The sequence below is a fragment of the Devosia sp. Root413D1 genome, assembly GCF_001425235.1.
Taxonomy (GTDB): domain Bacteria; phylum Pseudomonadota; class Alphaproteobacteria; order Rhizobiales; family Devosiaceae; genus Devosia_A.
On record NZ_LMEA01000012.1, the window covers coordinates 38,315 to 58,333 of the forward strand.

Sequence of the window (20,019 nt, forward strand, 5' to 3'; positions counted from 1 at the left end):
TGAGAAACGGTTGCGACCACTTGGGATACTGGAATGCTTGCGGACCCACCCGATACCAACTCCTACGACGTCGAGGCGGTAAACGCCGCCAGCCGGCGGCAGCCCCTCTACGCTCCGCGCAAGAAGATCTTCCCCAAGCGGGCCAGCGGATACTTCCGGAAGTTCAAGTGGCTAGTGATGCTGGTGACGCTCACCATCTACTACGTCACCCCGTGGCTGCGCTGGGACCGCGGGCCGTTCGCGCCCGACCAGGCCGTCCTCGTCGACCTCGCCAACAAGCGCTTCTACTTCTTCTTCATCGAGATCTGGCCGCAAGAGTTCTACTACGTCGCCGGCATGCTGGTGATGGCCGGGATCGGCCTGTTCCTCATCACCTCGACGGTCGGCCGCGCCTGGTGTGGCTATGCCTGCCCGCAGACGGTCTGGGTCGATTTGTTTCTGGCCGTCGAACGCTTCATCGAGGGCGATCGCAACGCACGCATCAAGCTCGACGCCGCGCCGTGGAGCGCTTCGAAACTCACGAAGCGGACGATCAAGCACGTCACCTGGCTGGTGATCGGCGTGCTGACAGGCGGCGCCTGGGTATTCTACTTCGCCGACGCCCCCACTTTGCTCGGAGACATCGCCACGCTCCAGGCGCCGCTGGTCGCCTACGCGACGATCGGGCTGCTTACCGCCACGACCTACACCTTTGGCGGACTGATGCGGGAGCAGGTCTGCACGTACATGTGCCCCTGGCCGCGCATCCAGGGCGCGATGCTCGACGAGAACTCGCTGACCGTCACCTACAACGATTGGCGCGGCGAGCCGCGAACCCGCCACGCCAAGCGTGCCATCGCCGAAGGCAAGCCGGTCGGCGACTGTGTGGACTGCAACGCGTGCGTCGTTGTCTGCCCCATGGGCATCGACATCCGGGACGGCCAGCAGCTCGAGTGCATCACCTGTGCGCTCTGTATCGATGCGTGTGATGACGTGATGACGAGGCTCGGCAAGGAGCCCGGTCTCATCTCCTATGCGACCCTCAGCGACTACAATCAGAACATGGCCCTGGCCACCGGCAGCGGCAAGGTGATCCAGCCGACCCGAATCCGAGACCAGATTACCGGCAAGCTGAACGACGCCATCAAGCGCACCGACTGGCGTTCGGTCATCAGGCCGCGAACCATCGTCTACCTCATCGGCTGGTCGGCCATCGGGCTCGCCATGCTCACCGCGCTGGCACTGCGCTCGCCGCTGTCGCTCAACGTGTTGCACGACCGTAATCCGCTCTATGTCGAGCTGCGGGACGGCGCCATCCGCAACGGCTACGACGTCAAGATACTCAACATGACGCCGGCCCTGCGAACGGTCGAGCTCCGCCTCGAGGGCCTGCCCGGCGCCGAACTCTCGCTTGTTGATGGCGGCGAGGATACCGCCCAGGTGCTCAACCTCGAACTCGAGCCGGACAAGGTACTGCCGCTCCGGCTCTATGTCCGCATACCGCCCGACGTCCGGCCAGCTTCGCAAGCGAAGTTCCACATAGTGGTCGAGACGCCCGACGGCCATGCCCGCTCGAACACCGAAACCACCTTCGAAGTCCCGGAGAACGCGAAGTGACCACGACCCGACCTGCCGATCCGCGTGCCTTCACCGGCCGCCACATGTGGCTCCTCGTCATTGGTTTCTTCGGGGTCATCATCGCCGTCAATGTCGGGATGGCGATTGTCGCCTCGACCAGTTGGACGGGCCTGGTGGTCACCAACTCCTATGTCGCGAGCCAGGAGTTCGAGGAGAAGCGCCTCGCCCATCAAGCCCAGAGAGCGGCCGGCTGGCAGGCAACGTTCACCTACTCGCCCGGTGTCGCCAGGCTGGTCGTCATCGATGGCGGCGGCAACCCAATCGAGCTGGGTTCCGTCACCCTCAAGGTCAATCGTCCGGTGGGCGGGCATGACGATCAGGCAGTCATGTTCCAACGTGCACCGGACGGCGGCTATGCCGCGTCGCTGCAGTTGGCCGCCGGCGTCTGGGACGCGCTGGTACAGGCAGATGAGACGGCCAAGGGTTCATTCGAACTCCATGAACGCTTCAGCGTCGAGGGAGATTGATCATGACCTGCTGCGTCCCCGGCGAGCACGCCATCCTCGATGCACAGACCAGCAGCATCGAGGCCGACAGCGAGGCGCTGCTGGCATTAAGCCGCCGGCTCGGTGACGGGACCCGCCAGCTCGAGTTCGCCGTGCCCGACGCTCATTGCGCCGCCTGCATCAGGTCGATCGAAACAGGACTGGCGGCGCTCCCCATGGTGCACTCTGCCCGGGTCAACCTCACCCGCCGTCGCGTCCGTATCGTCTTCGATCCGGCGCAGGGCGATGTGGCCCAACTGGCGCCCGCCATCAACCAGAGCGGCTACCACACGTATGTGCTCGACCCCAGTCAGGAGAGCGACGGCGATCCCGTGCTCCGCGAACTGGTGAAGGCTCTGGGCGTCGCAGGCTTTGCCGCCGGCAACATCATGCTGTTTTCGGTCTCGATCTGGTCGGGTGCCAACGACGCAACCCGCGACCTCTTCCATTGGATTTCGGCGATCATCGCCCTGCCGGCAATCGCCTACTCCGGCCGGATCTTCTTCCGGTCGGCCTGGCGGGCCCTGCGTGTCGGCAAGACCAACATGGACGTGCCGATCTCCATCGGCGTCATCCTTGCCACGGCGCTGAGTCTGTTCGAAACGCTGAACTCCGGCGAACACGCCTATTTCGATGCCTCGGCAACGTTGCTCTTCTTCCTCCTCGCCGGGCGCACGCTCGACCACCTGATGCGCGAGCGGGCTCGCAGCGCCATCACCAATCTTGCGCGGCTGCAGCCGCGTGGCGCGACACAGGTGCACGAAGATGGCCGGCGCGAGTACGTCAGACTGGATGAAATCGCCCCCGGCATGACCCTCGAGGTCCGAGGGGGGGACCGCGTACCGGTCGACAGCGTCGTTGCCACCGAAGGGGCGGTGTTCGACTACTCCATCATCACGGGCGAGACGGCGCCACATGTCGTCGAGATCGATGGCGAGGTGGTTGCGGGCGCAAGCAATCTTGGCGGTCCGGTCCGACTGCGGGCCGCACGCGCGTCCACCGAGTCCTTCCTCGCCCGCATGGCGGCCATGATGGAAGCCGCCGAAGGCGCCAAGACCAGGCCACGGCGCATCGCCGACAGGGCGGCCGCAGTTTATGCGCCGGTGGTTCACACCATCGCCATCACCACTTTCCTCGGCTGGGGCCTGCTCAGCGGCGATTGGCACGCGGCCCTGCTCAACGCCGTGGCCGTCCTCATCATTACCTGCCCATGTGCCCTCGCCCTGGCCGTGCCCATTGTCCATGTCGTCGCGGCCGGGAAGATGTTCGAACGGGGAATCCTGATGAAGGACGGGGCGGCGCTCGAACGGGTAGCCGAAGTCGACTCGGTCGCCTTCGACAAGACAGGCACGCTCACCATCGGACAGCCGCAACTCATCAACAGCAAGGCCGAGGACGAGCAAGCGAACGACATGGCAGCGGCGCTGGCTGGAAGCAGCAACCATCCATTGTCGAAGGCCCTGGCGGCGTATCTCGGTGCGGGGACGGCATTCGCCAGCCAGGTCCGGGAGGAGCCAGGTCGGGGCGTCGAAGGTGTAGCCGACGGCGTCACGTGGCGCTTGGGTAGCGGGGACTGGTGTGGGATGCCATCGGAGGCGGGCACGCCGTTCACGGAAGTCTGGCTTACCGCCAACGGCAAGGCCCGGGCCTGGTATCGCTTCAACGACATCGTGCGCCCCGGAGCCGCCGATGCGATCAAGACCCTTGCCGGCATGGGGCTGCCGTCCCGGCTGTTGTCCGGTGACCGCCAGGGACCTGTCGACGCGGTTGCCGCGGCAGTCGGGATCGAGAAGGCATTGGGTTCGCGGCGTCCGGAGCAGAAGGTAGCTGCCGTCTCGGCGGGCCGTACTCTGATGGTGGGCGACGGGATCAATGATGCACCGGCGCTCCGGGCGGCCTACGTCTCGATGGCGCCGACCTCGGCGGCCGATATCGGGCGGAGCGCGGCGGACTTCGTGTTCACGAGCAATGATCTCGACGCCGTACCGTTTGCCGTGCGCACTGCCCGTCGTGCTGCACGCCTTGTTGCCCAGAATCTGGTGCTTGCCATCGGGTACAACGCCATCGCGGTACCGCTGGCGATCGCAGGTCAGGTGACACCGCTGATCGCCGCTGTTGCGATGTCCTCGTCGTCGCTGATCGTCGTGGCAAACGCCCTTCGGCTGCGTTTTGACGCCAACCCGTCAAGCCACGAGAAGACGACCGGTACTAACCTAGCTGAGCTGGAGGAGAAGGCCGCATGAGTGGATTGGCGGTTCTTATCCCGATTGCCGTCGCCATGGGGCTGCTCGCGCTCACAGCATTCTTCTGGGCCTTGCGGTCGGGACAGTACGAAGACCTGGATGGGGCGAGCGAACGGATATTCGAGGACGACGAACGCGCTAGCCGGCACGGTCCTTCAAAGCGCGAAGGCTGAGCACTTTGACATGGCGGTGGCCCGAGATCGCAATCACGCCGCTATGCCGCAGCTTGCTGACCTGGCGCGATACGGTCTCGATGGTCAGGCCCAGGAAGTCCGCCATATCGGCTCGTCCAATAGGCATGTCGAAAGTAATGCTGTCATCACTGCCGCCTCCGCTCCGTTTGGCGACCAGCAGCAGCAAGCTGGCAACCTTCTCGGCGGCGCTCTTGCGGCCCAGGGTCACCATCCACTCCCGCGCTTCGTCGAGGTCGTGAAGCGATTGATCGAGCAGGCGCTGCTTCAGGTTCGAGCTCGAGGCAACTAGTGCCTCGAGCACGCCCCTCGGAAAGCGGCAGAGCTCGACATCTGACGCGGCCTCCGCGCTCAGGGGGCTCTCGGCTCGGAACAAGCGCCCCATCAAATCGGGAGCGAACTGCAGTCCAACCAGTTGCTGCCTGCCATCTCGCAGCACCCGGGAGAGCTTGACTGCACCGTTGGTGACATTGGCGTAGCCGTTGATCTCGCCGCTTTCGAGGGCGAGTCCCTCGCCCGCATCGTGGTGCGTGTGTCGGGCGTTGCGAGCGAGGTGCCGAAGCTCAGACGGGCTGAGGACGGCGCAGATACCCTCATGCCGAACCCGGCAGTCCTGGCAGACCGACGGCACCGGCTCCGAACTCACTCCCACAGAAACTGGCTTTGGTCGTCGCATGACCCGTCATCGCACGCGGCGCCGACGACCATTTGATCAGGATCAAGGAACTTGTGGCGGGGTTCTGCGACCTATGGGGCGAGAGGTGCCAATGTCCGACACGATGCTAGCCCGGTACGCGAAACCGGTCCCCCGCTACACAAGCTACCCTACCGCGCCCCATTTTCATAAGGGGGTCGACGACCTCACCTATGCCGGCTGGCTCAAGTCACTGGCGCCGGCGACAGCACTTTCGCTCTACGTGCACATTCCATTCTGCGACCGGCTGTGCTGGTTTTGTGGTTGCCATACCAAGCAGGTGCTCCGCTACGACCCGATCGCCGCGTACCTCCCTTCGGTCTTCAAGGAGATGGAAACGGTTGCCAGCCTGCTGAATGGCCGCGGGCAAGCTGTCGCTCTGCACCTGGGCGGCGGCTCGCCTTCGATGTTGCAGCCCAGGGACCTGATCGAGCTGGCATCTCGCGTTCGACAGGGTTTCGACGTCAGCCGCGAGCTCGAATTCAGCATCGAGATCGACCCCAACGACATGACCGACGACCGCTACGACGCGTTCGCGCAAGCGGGCGTGACGCGCATCAGCGTGGGTGTCCAGGACTTCAACCCGACGGTGCAGCGCGCCATCAACCGCATCCAGACCTACGAGCAGACCAAGGCCGTTGTGGATGGGATGCGACAGCGCGGCGTGACGTCGGTGAACCTCGACGTCCTCTACGGCTTGCCGCACCAGACCGTTGCGAGCGTCGTGGCAACGGTCGATCAGGCCCTGTCGATGAACCCCGACCGCCTGGCCTTGTTCGGCTATGCGCATGTCCCGTGGATGAAGACCCACCAGCGCATGATCGACGAGACTGCGCTACCCGACCCGGCCGAGCGGTTGCGCCAGTCCACCGCGGCGGCCGAGCGCATCTGCGCCGCCGGCTATGTTGCCATCGGCATCGATCACTTTGCCAAACCCTTGGACGGTTTGGCCGTCGCGTGCAAATCAGGAAAGCTCCACCGGAACTTCCAGGGCTATACGACCGACAAAGCGCCCGCCCTCATCGGGCTTGGAGCGTCTTCAATCGGCAACCTGCCCCAGGGGTATGTCCAGAACATCACCGCCACAGGCGAGTACACCCGCACCATACGCGAGCGAGGGCTCGCTATCGCAAAGGGACTGCCGCTAAGCGATGAGGACCGGATGCGTGGCTGGGTCATCGAGCGGCTGATGTGCGACTTCGCCGTTTCCGTCGATGAACTCCGGAACCGGTTCAAGCACATGGCCGCGCCGATCGTCACCGAGATGATCTACGCGGCGCAAGGCGACGAGGACGGCGTCGTCTGGTTCGATGGTCACACGTTCTCCATCACCGAACTCGGCCGGCCCTTTGTCCGGTCGGTCGCGGCGACCTTTGATACCTACCTCGCGTCTGGAGTCGGCCGGCATTCTGTGGCCGTCTAGCCCTCTGCATCTGCCCTAAGTAAACCCCCTAAGACTCGGACCGGAATTTCGTAAATCGGGGGAACGGCTACCTTCGGATCATCGCAATCAAGGGTAGCAAAAATGCACATCCAGCCGACTTTCCGCGTCAACCAGCCGACCAATGCTGCGGGCGCCGGGGTCTCCGCCCTGTTGACTGCGATGCAGCCCGCGGCGATCACCTTCTATCGGGCCGATGCCGTTATCTATGCGCAGGGCGAGGCAGCCGGCCCCCTCTACCTGGTTGAGTTTGGCACTGTTCGCATCTGCCGGTTGACGGCCGATGGCCGGCGGTTGATCAGCGCCTTCCACGCGGCTGGTGAGGTTTTCGGCTTCGAGGCGGGCCCCGAGCACGAATCCTATGCCGAGAGCGTGGATGGCGCCGGCGTTCGCGTGCTCCGCACCAGCTGTAGCGAGCAGCCCACCGGCAGTATGCTGCTGCTGGCGCTCAAGAGCCTCGCTCGCACACAGAGCCACCTGATGGTGCTCGGACGCAGGACTGCGAACGAGCGCATGGCAGCCCTCATCCTCGATCTGGCTGAACGTCAGGGCGACGAGAAACTCGTGCACCTGCCGATGCAGCGCTACGACATCGCCGACTATCTCGGCATCACCTTCGAGACGGTGTCCCGTATTCTCCGCGTCCTGAAAGACCAGGGCGTGATCCGGCTCCGCTCCATCAGCGAAATCGAGATACTCGATCTCACTGCCTTGCAGGACATGTGTGACTGACAAAAGTCGCAGCGTTCAAACGACCTCCAACCATTCGAGAGACAAATGAGTATCTTGCTTGCGGCAAAGTACCAGCTGGCTCGCTTCCGGCCGCTGCTCACTGCGGCCGGAGCGGCCGCCATAATCCTGCCTCTGGCGGCAACGCCCGCCGAGGCCCACGTCAAGTGGTTTGCGCCCTACATTGTCGGCGCAGCGCCGCAGCCGATCATGTCAACGCTGACGAACACCTGGTTCTGGCTCGCCATCGGGCTGGTGCTGGTATTCTTCATCGGAACGCGCATCGTCGAGCGCACCCGGCTCGGCGAGGCGACGCTCGCCGGCATGGACAAGGTCTCGGGACCGCTCTGGAACCGGTCGGACGATTTCGTCCGTGTGGTGATCGGCGCCTTCTTCGTGGCGATCTTCGCAGTCGGTGGCGTCTACCTCACGCCTGATCTCAAGACGCCGGCCGAGTGGGTGTCGTGGCTGCAACTGCTGATTGCGTTTGGCATCTTCTCGCGGAAGACCCAGCCCTTTTCGGCTGCGGGCATCATCCTCCTCTGGGTCCTGGCACTGCGCGACTACGACATCTTCCACTTGCTCGACTATCTGGCGCTGGGCGTTGCCATTGCGGGCTATCTCGTTCTTGAAAGCTCGAACAATCCGGAGTGGCGGAAGCACAGGTTCGAACTGCTGCGCTGGGGTGTGGCCATCGCGTTGATGTGGTCGAGCCTCGAGAAGTTCGCCTATCCCGAATGGTTCTATCCGCTCGTCGACGAGAAGCCCTTCCTGACCTTCGGGATGTCGCGCGACGTGTTCATACCGATGGCTGGCGTCGCGGAGTTCACCATGGGCTTTGGCCTGCTCTGGACCCCATTGGTTCGTCGGCTGTCGGCGATCAGCCTGTTCGTGATCTTCAACGCCGCGGTGTATCCTTTCGGCAGAATGGACCTCGTCGGCCACGCCTTGATCATGGCAATCATCGTCATCATCGCCATCGATCCGACGCGTGAGATGCACTTCCTGCCGGCCCTCAAGAAGGGCCTGAGGAGCGTGCCGGTCGGACTGGCAGCTGCCCTGGTGGTCATCGCCGGCAGCTACTGGGGCCTCCACACGGCGATCTACGGTCCCGAGGGCCGGGCGGCTACTGAACAAATGACGACGCACAGCCCCGATCCGGACCACCCTCATGCCGACGAGGCAGCACACGCCGACGCCGCGCCGCATGATCACGCCGAGCTGGTATCGGCTTCCACTCACTAGCAAGGCCATCGCGGGCCTGTATCAATGAACGACGGCGGCGACCATTGGCGGTCGCCGCTTCGTTCCACCACTGGGCGACTTCGCAATGCTAACATTCGAGACGCTCGCTGCGTTTGTCCTCGCGAGTCTGGTCATCGAGCTCACGCCCGGGCCGAACATGACATATCTCGCCCTGCTGGCAGCACGACATGGGAGGCGGCCGGGATACGCCGCGGTCGTTGGGGTGGCCGTGGGCCTCGGCGTCCTGGGGTTGCTTGCATCCCTCGGGCTGGCGACGCTCCTGCAGTCGTCGCCTCCGATCTACGGTGTCCTCCGCTGGGGTGGGGTCGCCTATCTCCTCTATCTCGCCTGGGAGGCCTGGAATGAGGACCTCTCCGGGGACACCACCGCGGATGACGGACGCTATTTCACCCGGGGCCTGATTACGAACCTGCTGAATCCCAAGGCCGCCCTATTCTATGTGGCGGTCATGCCGGGCTTTTTGCCCGCCGGGGATACCGGCTGGCGCTCGACCGCCGTGCTCGCGGCGCTGTACGTCGCCGTCGCAACGGTGGTCCACGGCGGCATCGTGAGCCTTGCCGGCGCCCTCCGTCCGTTGTTTGCGAACCGAGGCCTGATTGCCGCCGTAGGCAAGCTGTTCGCGCTTGCACTGGTGGCCGTCGCTGCATGGGTTGCCTACGCGACCCGCGCCCCATTTTGATGCGCCGCGAGCCATTCTTGACTTCGATCAATGCGGCAGCAGGTCCGGTGTTATCGATAGATACGTGCCTGGAAGCCCAAAAAATGAAATGGGGTCGCGCGATGCTGCTTTTGGTGATTGTGGGCCTGGCCGGCGTGGCAGCTTACGTCTGGTTCGAGAGCCGGAACTTCGAGACCCTGATTGCCGGCTTGCGCGAGCGGGTTATCGCGGCCGGCGAGCCGGCCGCGGCTGCGATAGAACTTCCCGACATCGTGCGCGCCTATGCGATGCGGGCGGGAGGCAGCATCGGCGGGCCCGCATTCGTTCACCTCCGCCATCGCGCCACGCTGGTCACGGACCAGCGTCGACCACCCATGGATATCGGCGCGGACCAATGGCTGGCAACGCGTCGAACGGACCTCGCCTGGGTCGGTCGCGGCTCCATGTTTGGGTTACCCGTCTCTGTCATCGACAGCTTCGTTGGCGGCACGGGGCTGCTGGAAGCGCGCTTGGCAGGCGTCCTGCCTGTGGCGAAGGGCCTTGGCGCCGATTTCGACAAGGGGGAGCTACAGCGCTATCTGTCCGAGCTGCCGGTTCATCCAGATGCGATCCTCAACAATATGCAATTGAGATGGCGGCAGATCGAGGGTGGCGTGGTCGAGGTGAGCGGCACGTCCCGAACGGGGCCGGCAAGCGTTCGGCTCTTCTTCGATGCGTCGGGCGACATAGTCAGTCTGGATGCAGCGGACCGCCCTATGACGGTGGGCAGCACCACCGTGCCCACGTTGTGGAAAGGACATTTCAGCAAATACAAGCAGTTCGGACGCTATCGCATCCCGAGCTACGGCGAAGTCAGCTGGGTGCTGTCTGAGGGACCTTTCACCTACTGGAAAGGCGAGATCGTTGCGTACGAGCCGAGCAGCGACGTCAACTTCTGAGGTCCAGGGAACATCCCAGGATCTAGGAATGAGCCTCTGCAGGCCACCTTCGCACAAGACGTCTGCAGATTTTGATCCTGATCAATCTGCCAGGGGAGCCGACCGGCTACGATCCCAACCATCTTGTGGGGCGCCAGATGGAGGCCGCTATGAGGCGACGTCGTTTTCTGATTGGTTCTGCCGGTTCGGGACTGGCAGCGGGACTGTGGCCGGCTCCAGCGATTTCGGACGATGGCTTCCCTACCGTCGCAACTTCGAGCGGGCAGCTCCGCGGCGCGACTGTGGATGGCATCCATAACTTCAAGGGCGTCCCCTTTGCGGCGCCCCCGATCGGGCAAAACCGCCTGCGACCTCCCCGAACCTCCGAAACTTGGGATGGTATTCGAGACGCCACCGCGTTCGGCCCAAAGCCACCGCAACCGCCCTACCCGCCCATGGTCGCGGCCTTGTTGCCGCCGGAGGTGCCGGGTCCGGGCGACAACTGCCTGACGCTGAACATCTGGTCGCCGGCGCTGGGCGAGGTAGGCCTGCCTGTCATGCTCTGGATACCCGGCGGCATGTACGAGTACCATGCCACAGGCGCCTCTCCCTGGTACGACGGAACCAGCTTCGCCCGCGACGGCGTTGTCTTCGTTTCCATCAACCACCGCGTCGGTGCGGAGGGCTTCCTCTTCCTGAACGACGGGATCTCCAACCTGGGTCTGCTCGACCAGATTGCGGCTCTCGAGTGGGTTCAGCAGAACATCGCCGTGTTCGGTGGCGATCCAGGCAACGTCACGATATTCGGCGAGTCCGCCGGCGGGCTGAGCGTTGGAACTCTCCTTTCGATGCCGCGTGCCAAGGGACTCTTCCGGCGAGCGATCATAGAAAGCGGAGGCGGCCATCATGTGAGCACGCCGAGGACCGCCGAACGCATTGGTCGACGGCTGGCTGAGCTACTTGGGACCGACGCAAGGCGCGAGGCCATCGCCGCCGTTCCAATCGAGCAGATGCTGAAGGCGCAGGAAGCCCTGCGGGGCGAGCTTCTCTCAAATCCAGACCCGGCGTTCTGGGGGGAGATCATGCTCGATGGGCTGCCGTGGGAACCAGTCATCGATGGTGACCTGATCCCGGTCCGGCCGATCGACGCGATCTCGGCCGGCATCGGTGCGGATGTCGACATACTCTCAGGATCGAACACCGAGGAGTGGCGACTGTTTCTGGTACCCGGCGGCGTAATCGACGCGATCGGTGAAGAGGCCCTTGCGGGGACAATCATGGCAACGGGGTTGCCGGTGGCAGCCACTCTTGCCGCATACAGGGACCGGTATCCCGGCGCGAGTGCGGGCGACCTGTTCGCGGCGGTGATGACGGACTGGTATTGGCGGGTTCCCGCGCTGAGACTTGCCGAGGCGCACTCGGCCCAGGGCAAGGGAAGCACCTTCATGTACGAGTTTGCATGGCGCTCGCCTCAGTTCGACGGGCGCCTGGGTGCCGGTCATGCCGTCGAGATCCCGTTCGTGTTCGATATGCTCGGCGCCCAAACCGAGCAGCTTCTCGGTGCTAGGCCGCCGCAACAGCTTGCGGATGAGATGCATAAGGCATGGACGCGTTTTGCCACCACCGGGGATGCCGGCTGGCCTGAATTCGACACGGCGCGACGGGCCACAATGCACTTCGATGTGCCGTCTACCGTCGTCGAGGATCCAATGGCCGCGGAGCGACGCCTCTGGGAGGGCGTGCGCTAGAACCGCACAACCTCCAGGGTCACCGATGTCTTCAATGGGAGCGCGAACTAGGCCGAAGCTGGGGCCAGGCCGAGGAGCGAGCGTAGCGGTCCTGGAACGGCAACCAGATCGCCGATGGAATACTCATCCAGCACCGCCAGGAAGGCCTGTTGCGCACGCTGCAGCGCGATCTTGAGGGAACAGGCGCGGCGCAGGGGGCAATCCTCATTGTCCGGCTGAAAGCACGGCACGATGTCCATGTCCGGCTCGGTATGTCGCAGCACGGCGCCAATGACGATCTCATCGGCCGGCCTTCCCAGCCGCATGCCGCCGCCACGCCCGCGCACGGTTTCGACGTAGCCGGCCTGGCCCAGTTGGTGGGTGACCTTCATCAGGTGATTGACGGACATGCCGTAGGCTTCGGCTACTTCCGTGATGGTCGAGAGCCGTTCGGGCCGAACGGCGAGAAACATCAGCAGTCGGAGAGAATAGTCACTGTAGACCGTCAGGCGCATTGGCACCGTCCTTTTCCTCGGGCCACAGGTCGGTTGGAGGCGAGGCGCCGCAAGATCACCTCGAGTCCAGGATCAGGCTATTGCCGCGGCGAAGTCTTGGCAAACAGCTCCATCATCCGCGCCTGCGCCTTGGCCGGCAGGCGGACGTCCATCAGCCCGGTCAAGTTGGATTTGTCGCCGCCCACCTCGATCAGGCCGACCATTCCCATGCCGAAATGCGGCTGGCATTTGAACCCGTAGAGGCCGGGAACCGTGAAGGTCACGGTGAACTCCTCGTTGAGGTTCCCCTTCCAGGTTTCGGCGTCGGTTGGGATCATGCCGAGGATGGTCTCTGCATTGTGACCCTTGTCCGCCGGAATGAACGTCACCGTGTCACCCGGCTCGATCTGCAGGAACGAGGGCGAAAAGCCCATGGTCTTGCCGTCGGTACCCTTGTTGAGCATCAGAACGTCGAAATTCGCCGCCTGGGCCGACCCGCTGATCGCCAACAGGGCCGCCGCGACTAAGAGTAAACGTGACTTCATGGAATCCTCCTAAAAGATGCCTTCACAATACATCTTTAGAGCGATCCGTCTGGCCTGGCAATGCGTCGCAAGGCCGTGGGGCCCGGCATGCGGCCTACTGCCTCATCCGGCTTTCAGCCTTGGTGAAACGAGCATCGGCCCGAATTCGAGGACGAACAACCCGAATGCAATGAGCCAGCACGCGCCGCTCAGGGAGAGCAGGAGGTGGTATTGCGATGGAATGAGCTCGGCAAATGGCCGCAGCACCGCTGAAAGCGTCAGCGCCAGGTAGGCAACCGAAGTGCGCGGGGACGCGGTGAGCGCTCGCCCGGTATGCCCGAGGCTCGCGCGGGTCATCACGGCAAATGTCATCCCTGCGATGGCTCCCACAGTCAGGACGTGAAGCGCGGAGGCATTGGCGATCCAGCCGACGGAGGCGAGAGCAACCGACAGCATCCCAAGGGGGATGAATGCGTAGCCAACGTGAAGGGCCAGCAACAGCGGCTCGTCAACCGTGCGCTGGCCGTGCCATCGGGCCAGCCGGACAGCATGGAGAATCGCAGCACCCACCGCTGCGCAGGCAGTGACGATGGTCTCGGGAAAGACCACCCACAGCACCAAGGTCACCAGCAGCCACGCCGTCGCAGCGATATCGAAGCGGCCGAACGGGGCCGGCAGTCGGGGTGAGCCTGCCTTTGCGAGCCAGTTCCTCGTGAAGCTCGGAACGATGCGGCCGCCGACGACGGCAATCAGCATCACGTAGATGGCAACACCAGCCCGGGACGCCTCAAGCGCCACGCCGTTGAACGCCACCGACACATGGAACGCGATGTTGACCAGCGAAAGGGCGCTCAGGCCGGCCAGTATCTTGAGGTTCTTCCAGTTCTCTCCCGCGATGATCTCTGTCGCAGCTATCACAGCCATCAGCGGCAGGAAGCAGGCCTCGGCCAGCATCGACAGCGGCAGGCCAATGACGCCCGGAACGGCCATGACCAGCCGGCCCACAAGCCACACAGCAACCAACCCGAGCAAAGGCAACCCTGACACCGGCAGGCGGCCGGTCCAATTGGGAATGGCGGTCAACATGTAGCCCGCCAGCGCGGCGCTGGTGTAGCCGAACAGCATCTCGTGAGCGTGCCAGTTGAGCATGCCGTAGTCGCCGCCGATCTCCCAGCCGGCGGTCAAGGCTCCAATCCAGCCAAGCATCGCGGCGATGGCAAAGATCCCCGCCAGCAGGAAAAACGGGCGGAACCCGTAGGACAGAACCGGCGGCCCGCTTCTGGCGATGCCTCGTGGCACTGGTTTGCGAGCCTTGCTGACTACATTGCCCAAGCCGAAGTTCATGGTCCTGCCGCTCCTTTGGTGGCGCAGCGATGAATGCCAGTCCAAACCGCCCCGGTCTTTGCTATCGCGCAAGGAAGTCGCTCGGCGCCTGCGTAACGTTTGGTGACAGGAGAAGCCGGAGACGCCGCGATGCCTAGAACCGACATTGACGACCTGAGTCTCGCAGAGATCATGTCAAAGTGGCCGTCGACCATCAGGGTGTTCCTCGACCGCCGCATGCACTGTGTGGGATGTCCGATAGCGCCGTTCCACACCTTGGTCGACGCGGCGGAGGAACACGCCCTGCTGCTGGCCGGATTGGCTGCCGACATCGAACGGGCCAGGCTCAGAGATAGCCAGGTTTCAGCCCGTCACCGATGAGGACGAGCTGGTGGGGGTCCCGTACCAGCAGCTTCTGTCGACCTCCCACCACCAGCCCGGCCGCCTCCCACGCGGTGAGGATGCGGGAGACGGTGTGCAGCGTAGTGCCGGTCATCTCGGCGATGTCCTGCTTGGAAATGGGGAAGTCGATGCGGACCCCCTTTTCCTCCTTCTTTCCCGACTGGCTCACGAGGCGGAGAACCGCGTGGGCGACGCGACGCTCGACCTCCTCGGTCGACAGTTCCCGCAGGCGCTGCTGGGCTTCGAGCAGGCGGCTGCCCATGGTCTGCATGGCATTGACGGCCAGCGACGGGTATTGCTCCAGAAAGTCGTTCCAGAGGCTCATGGGCCACGAGAGCACGACGCTCTCCGAAACGGCGGTAGCTGTCCCCGGATAGTCCAGCCTGCGCAGCGCCTTGGCGATGCCAAACAAGTCGCCGGGATTGACCATTCGGACCACCACCTGCTGGCCCTCGCTGGTGACCTGCGTCACCCGCAGGCGACCGTGCAGCAGCACGAAGAACTGGGCCGCTGTCTGGCCCTGCTCGAACACCACGTCCCCGGGAGCATAGCGACGACTGCTCGCCGATCTCAGCACGTCGTCGACCTGGCCGGGCTCAAGTTGCTCAAACAGCGCCAGGCCCTGGACCGCAGCGCGGTTGATCTGCGTTTGCGTTTGCATGTCAGCTTTCCTCAAATCGAGCGGTCATTTCACGACAATCGTTCCGGGCAGGCTCACGAGGTCGAAGTCGCTTACCCTGACCTCCACCTTCACCTTCCACTTGCCCGTGATTGGTAGCGGCGGCACTTCCGCGGTCCATTTCCCTTGGCCCTGCTCGATCGCCTCGAGCTTGATGGGAGCGAGGTCCGGCACCGCAAGCGATAGTGTCACCGACCGCGGCTCCTCGATCTGCGCCTCCATCGGGGTGAGCTGGACAGTGGCCAGACCACCGTTCCGCGGGTCGCTTATCGAGAGTTCTGCCATCAAGCCGCTCCCGTGCAGATGCGCGGTCAGCTCGATCGGTTGCGCGATCAGCACCGCTCTCGGCGGCGGCGTGAAGCGCCAGCCGGCGGCGAGGCCGAGCACGGCAAGCACGATGACAACCTCGACGAGTACGAGCCGCCGCAGGGCGGTCTGAGCCCGCATCTCACCAGCGAGAGCTGGCGATGTAAGCCTCCAGCGGTTCCACGCCGCTACTGCGAACAGGATTGCAACAAGGACCAGCTTCGCCGCAAGGATGGCCCCGTAGGGCCCGATCCACGCCATGCCCGGCCATCCCAGCTGGATAACTGCGAGCACGGCTCCCGAGACAAGTACGGCGCCAGCGGGCACCGGGATCATCCGGGAAAACACCGCCAGGCCGCGGGATGCATTGGCGGGGCAAAGGACCAGTTCGAAGGCCAGCCATGGAAGTGCGCCGATCCACACGGCGAAACCCACGATATGAACTGCAAGCGCCACTCGGGCGACGGCGGAGGGATCGGCCGTAGCGACGTGCCCCGACGCAGTCATCGCCGCGGCCATCGTCGCAAGCGAAAGCAGCGCGACCACGAGGCGCCACTTTCCGCGGAACGCCGCTGCGAGACCGGCGAGGCAAACGGCCAGAAGGGCCAGGCCAGCCAGGGCGCCGTAGGACGTCTGGATCGCCGCCGCCGACACTGCTGGATCGAGCACGGCCTCCATGGACCGCCCCGTCAGATCTAGGCCATGCAGAGGCACGGAGATAGCGATCATCACTGCGCCGAGCCCAAGGGGGCTCCAGGCAACGCGGCCGATGTGCCGGTTTCGCGCGACAAGCGCGATGAACACGGTTCCGCCAACTCCAAAGAACAGCCCCGCGTACATCAACGTCGTGACGATCCAGATCGCCGGCCGAACCCCATCGTTCGGTTCGGCGGCCGCCGCTCGCAGTCCACCGGGAACTCCGATGGTCAGGGGCATGGTGCCGGCGACCGGATGGCCGTCCGCCGATACAACACGCCAGCAGAGCAGATAACTGCCCTGCCCCGCGGCGGCCGGCATGCGAACGAGGAGACGCCCGCCGTTGGCTGTCCCTTCGAGATTTTCCACGGCGCCGTCGGGTCTCACCAGTGACAAAGCCACCGGCGAAATCGGCTCGTTGAAGGTGAGGCTGACGCTCGTGGGGATCGCGGAAAGCTGAGCGTCCGCCGGTGGGACGCTGGAAAGCAGCGACGCGTGGGCGAATGCCGGCGAGACCGCAAGCATCAGCCAGAACAACAGGATGGCTCGAAAGCACCCACGCATCGATCGTCAGCCTTCAGTGGGTGGCCTCGGCCGGGCCAAGCTCAAGGCTGGGCGCCGGCATCTCGGCATCCTCGGCCCCTGTTACATCGATCCACGCTTCCTCTGCGCCGTCGCAAAGCTGCACGGTCGGGAAGTACAATGTCGTGCCCTCGGGGACCGTCGATGCCACCGTGCCCCGGAACACGAACTCGTCGTAGTACGCATCGGGCAATTCGCCGCCGGACCAGACCACTTCTGTGACGCCTTCGGTCAGCGGGTTGCCGTGGAGCTCGTAAGTCCCCTGGTAGGGCGACACTGCGGTCTGCAGATCCCAGCCGGCCTTTGGCATCGGCTTCACATTGATGAAGCCCTCGGGGATGCGAACCTTGATGGCTGTGGTCGCCTTGCCCTCGCAGCCGTGAGGGATGCGAAGCACTGCCTTGTAGGTCGATCCCACAGCGGCACTCGGCACTTCCAGCGAGACATGCGCAGCGGCCGGGCCGATGCTGGCCAGACTGAGGAAGGCCAAGGCAATGGTGATCGGGGTGCGCTTCATCGACAGCTCCTGTTTGATCGGCAGCTGCAGATTGCACATCACGCACAGAGGCGATTTGACGAGGATCAAGCGCCGAGCGGAAGCTCGGGCATCTTCAGCAGGTGTCCCGGCAAGCCGTGGAGGAATCCGTTCGAGAACTCGGCGCCGGGGTGAATGTCGCGCAACCGCAAAAGGCTCTCGTTGGGGTCCATCCGGCCCCCGACGACCTCGCGGAACGTCTCGGCAACCCTGGCCATGTCGCAGACTTGCGGAGAGAGGCGCAGGCTTGAAACGCCAGCGGACATCAGCTCGGGCACATCCGTTATGAGACACTGGACGGTGCTGGACATGGTTTGCACGCCGTTCAGCGCCAGGAAATGCTGGCCATCGAGCGTATCGACGGCGAGGCCATCGGGATCTTCGCCACAGATGAACTTGCAGTTGTCCTTGGTGTTGCCTTTGACCCTTGCATGGGCACATCTCGCCGAGATCGCCAGCGGCACTCGGCCGAACGAGAAGACCTCGAAGCGGATGTCGGGTGCCCCCTCGACGATGGCCCTGATCGAGCTGGCCGGCAGTTCAGGAGGCAGACAAATGGAGGTCGCCCCTCTTGTAGCCAGCACCCTGGCTGTCGCTGCGTTGTACACGTTGACCAGCGGACTTACGGCGTGCGGTTTGCCCGCCATTGCGGCGTGAGCACTGAGTTCCGATACCTCGACTTCGAGGCTCTGCCGGGCAAGACGGTGCGACACCTGGAGTTCCCGTTCGAGCGTCACCAGAGCCAGCGAGGCCAACCTGACCTGCTTCCCGCTCGCGGCGAGGCGATCCACCACTTTACCAGTGAGCGCATCGTGGAAGTGGGAGCGCTTCGAACAGACGACCTCGCCGACGACCACCGTATCCACGTCGGCCTCATCGGCGATGCGGTAGTAGAAGTCTCGCCACGTGGCCGGCTCCCACAGAAACAGCACGGGTCCGAGCGTGAGAGTAGGCGCGGCCCGCCCCAAAGCAGTCATCTCCATCGCTTGTCGTACGACCCCGTGGTGGTGCGCTGGCCCTCGCTCAATCGGCGCAGACGCTGGCTGCCGGCTTCGGGTTCAACCCGGCCAGTTTGCTCCATCGCCTTTCGGATTTCCGAAACGACCTGGGAGACATAGGCGCGGCCGCGTTGCCGGCCCTCGATTTTCAGGGCTGCGACGCCCGCGTCCCGCAGCTCATCGATGTGAGACAGGATGTCGAGGCTCACGGGGTCCTCGAAGATATAGCCGTCCGCCCCATCAACGACGAACCGACCTTTGCACAGGGTCGGATAGCCGGCCGGTTCGCCCTCCGGGAACCGGTTGATGGTGAAGGCTCCAAGCTCCGACACCATGTCGCCGCCGGCCTCGCGATATCGCACGTGGCTGGCAGGGGAACATACGCCGTGCATGTTGGGCGATTTGCTGGTTGCGTACGAAGAGAGTGAACAACGCCCCTCCTCCATTACGCACAGCCCGCCAAAGACGAACACTTCGGTTTCGCATCGGACCTTGCGTGTGATGGCCGCTACCTCGGCGATAGTCAGCACCCGCGGAAGTACCGCCCGCTTGATCCCGAACGCTGCGACCAGGAAGTCAATGTACTCCGCGTTGCAGGCCGCGGCCTGAACCGAAAGGTGCAACCGCTGGGCTGGGTGCTTTTCGGCGGCGTACGCCAACAGTCCGAGGTCGGCCAGAATGATGGCGTGCGCCCCTGCCCGCACCGCATCATCGACGGCCTTGATCCAGATCTCCTCAGCGCCAGCCCGCATGAAGGTGTTAATCGCCACAAGGGTCTTCACCCCTCGGATATTGGCAAGCCCGATTGCCTCGGCGAGTTCGTTTGGCGAAAAGTTCAGGCCGGGGAAATTTCTCGCGTTGGTTTCATTGCGAAAGCCGCAATAGATCGCGTCGGCGCCAGCCTCGATAGCGTCGCGAAAGGCTGCGGGTGTTCCCGCCGGACAGATCAGTTCCACCGTCGCTCCTCCCGAGCAAGCAGGTGCGTCCGCAGGCGGTCCAGCACCGTCTGCACGGGCCCCTGCAGTGGACCACGTGCGGGCGCGAAGTCGCGAACGAAGTCCACCGCGTCGTTCTCAACGGCGTTCCGCAGCGCCAGCACGGCTTCCATGTCTCCATCGATTGAGATCTGCCGGCCGAAGAACTCAGCGTCTCCGTCGAGACGGCCCTCTGCCAGGGCGAGCAAGAGCACCACCGGACCGGAGATTTTCGCGTCGTATCGAAGGATGCCACCCCGATGCGCGGCTCTGACCCTGGCCAAGCGAGGCGTGACGGCAAACTCGAAGGGCAGATCAATAGGCGCGAAGCAGTAGGTCTTGCCGCCGAAATCTCCCAGTCGATCGAGGAGTGCCGGATGGCGATCGATGACCCGAGCAAAGGCCAGCTGGCCCGCTAGCTCCGCTACTGGAACAGGTATCGGCTTGAGCATCTTGGGAACGACAGGCGGCAAGGTCATTTCGGCACTCGAACTGGTGCTGCACGTTACCCGCCAGCGAGGGAGAGGATTTTGCGCCA

At 64.0% G+C, this 20,019-nt stretch carries 21 protein-coding genes; 11 read left to right on the forward strand and 10 right to left on the reverse strand.

Going from position 1 to position 20,019, the window contains the following annotated elements:
* Positions 1 to 33 precede the first annotated feature (33 nt).
* Genes ccoG through ccoS form a run of 4 tightly spaced genes read left to right on the forward strand, consistent with a single transcriptional unit; the run spans position 34 to position 4,518 of the window.
* The gene (gene ccoG / locus ASC89_RS22555) at positions 34 to 1,596 is read left to right on the forward strand and encodes a cytochrome c oxidase accessory protein CcoG (protein ID WP_056002100.1); all 1,563 of its coding nucleotides are present in this window, start codon (positions 34 to 36) and stop codon (positions 1,594 to 1,596) included.
* Positions 1,593 to 2,084 carry a FixH family protein gene (locus tag ASC89_RS22560; RefSeq protein ID WP_056002103.1) on the forward strand — a complete coding sequence of 164 codons (492 nt, stop codon included), beginning with the start codon at positions 1,593 to 1,595 and terminating at the stop codon, positions 2,082 to 2,084. Before ccoG ends, ASC89_RS22560 begins: the two co-directional genes overlap by 4 nt.
* 2 nt (positions 2,085 to 2,086) lie before the next feature.
* A complete protein-coding gene (locus ASC89_RS22565; protein WP_056002106.1) occupies positions 2,087 to 4,345 on the forward strand; it encodes a cation-translocating P-type ATPase in 2,259 nt (752 codons plus the stop codon).
* Complete coding sequence (gene ccoS, locus ASC89_RS22570) at positions 4,342 to 4,518, forward strand: cbb3-type cytochrome oxidase assembly protein CcoS (protein WP_056002109.1); 177 nt, start codon at positions 4,342 to 4,344, stop codon at positions 4,516 to 4,518. Before ASC89_RS22565 ends, ccoS begins: the two co-directional genes overlap by 4 nt.
* Here the strand turns inward: ccoS and ASC89_RS22575 are convergent.
* On the reverse strand, positions 4,484 to 5,167 hold the full coding sequence (locus ASC89_RS22575) for a Crp/Fnr family transcriptional regulator (protein WP_407065081.1): 684 nt from the start codon (positions 5,165 to 5,167) through the stop codon (positions 4,484 to 4,486). The two genes, ccoS and ASC89_RS22575, sit on opposite strands and share 35 nt — an antisense overlap.
* A gap of 136 nt (positions 5,168 to 5,303) precedes the next feature.
* Between ASC89_RS22575 and hemN the strand changes: the two genes are divergently transcribed.
* The 6 genes from hemN (at position 5,304) to ASC89_RS22605 (ending at position 11,989) form a co-directional block, all read left to right on the forward strand.
* Complete coding sequence (gene hemN, locus ASC89_RS22580) at positions 5,304 to 6,653, forward strand: oxygen-independent coproporphyrinogen III oxidase (RefSeq protein ID WP_056002115.1); 1,350 nt, start codon at positions 5,304 to 5,306, stop codon at positions 6,651 to 6,653.
* 102 nt (positions 6,654 to 6,755) lie between these two features.
* Positions 6,756 to 7,403 carry a helix-turn-helix domain-containing protein gene (locus ASC89_RS22585; RefSeq protein WP_056002118.1) on the forward strand — a complete coding sequence of 216 codons (648 nt, stop codon included), beginning with the start codon at positions 6,756 to 6,758 and terminating at the stop codon, positions 7,401 to 7,403.
* 45 nt (positions 7,404 to 7,448) lie between these two features.
* Positions 7,449 to 8,645 carry a hypothetical protein gene (locus ASC89_RS22590; protein WP_244488528.1) on the forward strand — a complete coding sequence of 399 codons (1,197 nt, stop codon included), beginning with the start codon at positions 7,449 to 7,451 and terminating at the stop codon, positions 8,643 to 8,645.
* An 85-nt stretch (positions 8,646 to 8,730) separates the two neighbouring features.
* On the forward strand, positions 8,731 to 9,345 hold the full coding sequence (locus ASC89_RS22595; RefSeq protein WP_056002119.1) for a LysE family translocator: 615 nt from the start codon (positions 8,731 to 8,733) through the stop codon (positions 9,343 to 9,345).
* Between the two features lie 17 nt (positions 9,346 to 9,362).
* On the forward strand, positions 9,363 to 10,262 hold the full coding sequence (locus tag ASC89_RS22600) for a DUF6544 family protein (protein WP_156384743.1): 900 nt from the start codon (positions 9,363 to 9,365) through the stop codon (positions 10,260 to 10,262).
* A 71-nt stretch (positions 10,263 to 10,333) separates the two neighbouring features.
* Positions 10,334 to 11,989 (forward strand): carboxylesterase/lipase family protein, encoded by a 1,656-nt coding sequence (locus tag ASC89_RS22605; protein ID WP_200940475.1) that lies wholly within the window; start codon positions 10,334 to 10,336, stop codon positions 11,987 to 11,989.
* Between the two features lie 47 nt (positions 11,990 to 12,036).
* On the opposite strand, the gene ASC89_RS22610 is transcribed toward ASC89_RS22605, so the two are convergent.
* The 3 genes from ASC89_RS22610 to ASC89_RS22620 all read right to left on the reverse strand — a co-directional run bounded on the left by ASC89_RS22610 (position 12,037) and on the right by ASC89_RS22620 (position 14,330).
* Complete coding sequence (locus ASC89_RS22610) at positions 12,037 to 12,483, reverse strand: Rrf2 family transcriptional regulator (RefSeq protein ID WP_056002125.1); 447 nt, start codon at positions 12,481 to 12,483, stop codon at positions 12,037 to 12,039.
* 77 nt (positions 12,484 to 12,560) lie between these two features.
* Positions 12,561 to 13,007 carry a pseudoazurin gene (locus ASC89_RS22615; RefSeq protein WP_056002128.1) on the reverse strand — a complete coding sequence of 149 codons (447 nt, stop codon included), beginning with the start codon at positions 13,005 to 13,007 and terminating at the stop codon, positions 12,561 to 12,563.
* Positions 13,008 to 13,109: 102 nt separating this feature from the next.
* Entirely contained in the window at positions 13,110 to 14,330 is a 1,221-nt protein-coding gene (locus ASC89_RS22620; protein WP_056002131.1) for an NnrS family protein, read from the reverse strand.
* Between the two features lie 171 nt (positions 14,331 to 14,501).
* On the opposite strand from ASC89_RS22620, the gene ASC89_RS22625 reads away from it, so the two are divergent.
* Complete coding sequence (locus ASC89_RS22625) at positions 14,502 to 14,690, forward strand: hydrid cluster protein-associated redox disulfide domain protein (protein WP_407065083.1); 189 nt, start codon at positions 14,502 to 14,504, stop codon at positions 14,688 to 14,690.
* Here the strand turns inward: ASC89_RS22625 and ASC89_RS22630 are convergent.
* From ASC89_RS22630 to ASC89_RS22655, 6 genes are all read right to left on the reverse strand, one after another.
* Positions 14,656 to 15,372, reverse strand: coding sequence for a Crp/Fnr family transcriptional regulator (locus tag ASC89_RS22630; protein ID WP_056002137.1), 717 nt, complete (start codon positions 15,370 to 15,372; stop codon positions 14,656 to 14,658). The genes ASC89_RS22625 and ASC89_RS22630 overlap by 35 nt on opposite strands.
* A gap of 24 nt (positions 15,373 to 15,396) precedes the next feature.
* Positions 15,397 to 16,929, reverse strand: coding sequence for a copper resistance protein CopC (locus tag ASC89_RS22635; RefSeq protein WP_162247987.1), 1,533 nt, complete (start codon positions 16,927 to 16,929; stop codon positions 15,397 to 15,399).
* A gap of 40 nt (positions 16,930 to 16,969) precedes the next feature.
* A complete protein-coding gene (locus ASC89_RS22640; protein ID WP_056003175.1) occupies positions 16,970 to 17,491 on the reverse strand; it encodes a YcnI family protein in 522 nt (173 codons plus the stop codon).
* A 65-nt stretch (positions 17,492 to 17,556) separates the two neighbouring features.
* Positions 17,557 to 18,486, reverse strand: coding sequence for a U32 family peptidase (locus tag ASC89_RS22645; protein ID WP_056003178.1), 930 nt, complete (start codon positions 18,484 to 18,486; stop codon positions 17,557 to 17,559).
* The gene (locus ASC89_RS22650; RefSeq protein ID WP_056002143.1) at positions 18,483 to 19,463 is read right to left on the reverse strand and encodes a peptidase U32 family protein; all 981 of its coding nucleotides are present in this window, start codon (positions 19,461 to 19,463) and stop codon (positions 18,483 to 18,485) included. The genes ASC89_RS22645 and ASC89_RS22650 overlap by 4 nt, the downstream gene beginning before the upstream one ends.
* The gene (locus ASC89_RS22655; protein ID WP_056002146.1) at positions 19,454 to 19,960 is read right to left on the reverse strand and encodes an SCP2 domain-containing protein; all 507 of its coding nucleotides are present in this window, start codon (positions 19,958 to 19,960) and stop codon (positions 19,454 to 19,456) included. The genes ASC89_RS22650 and ASC89_RS22655 overlap by 10 nt, the downstream gene beginning before the upstream one ends.
* Between the last annotated feature and the right edge of the window lie 59 nt (positions 19,961 to 20,019).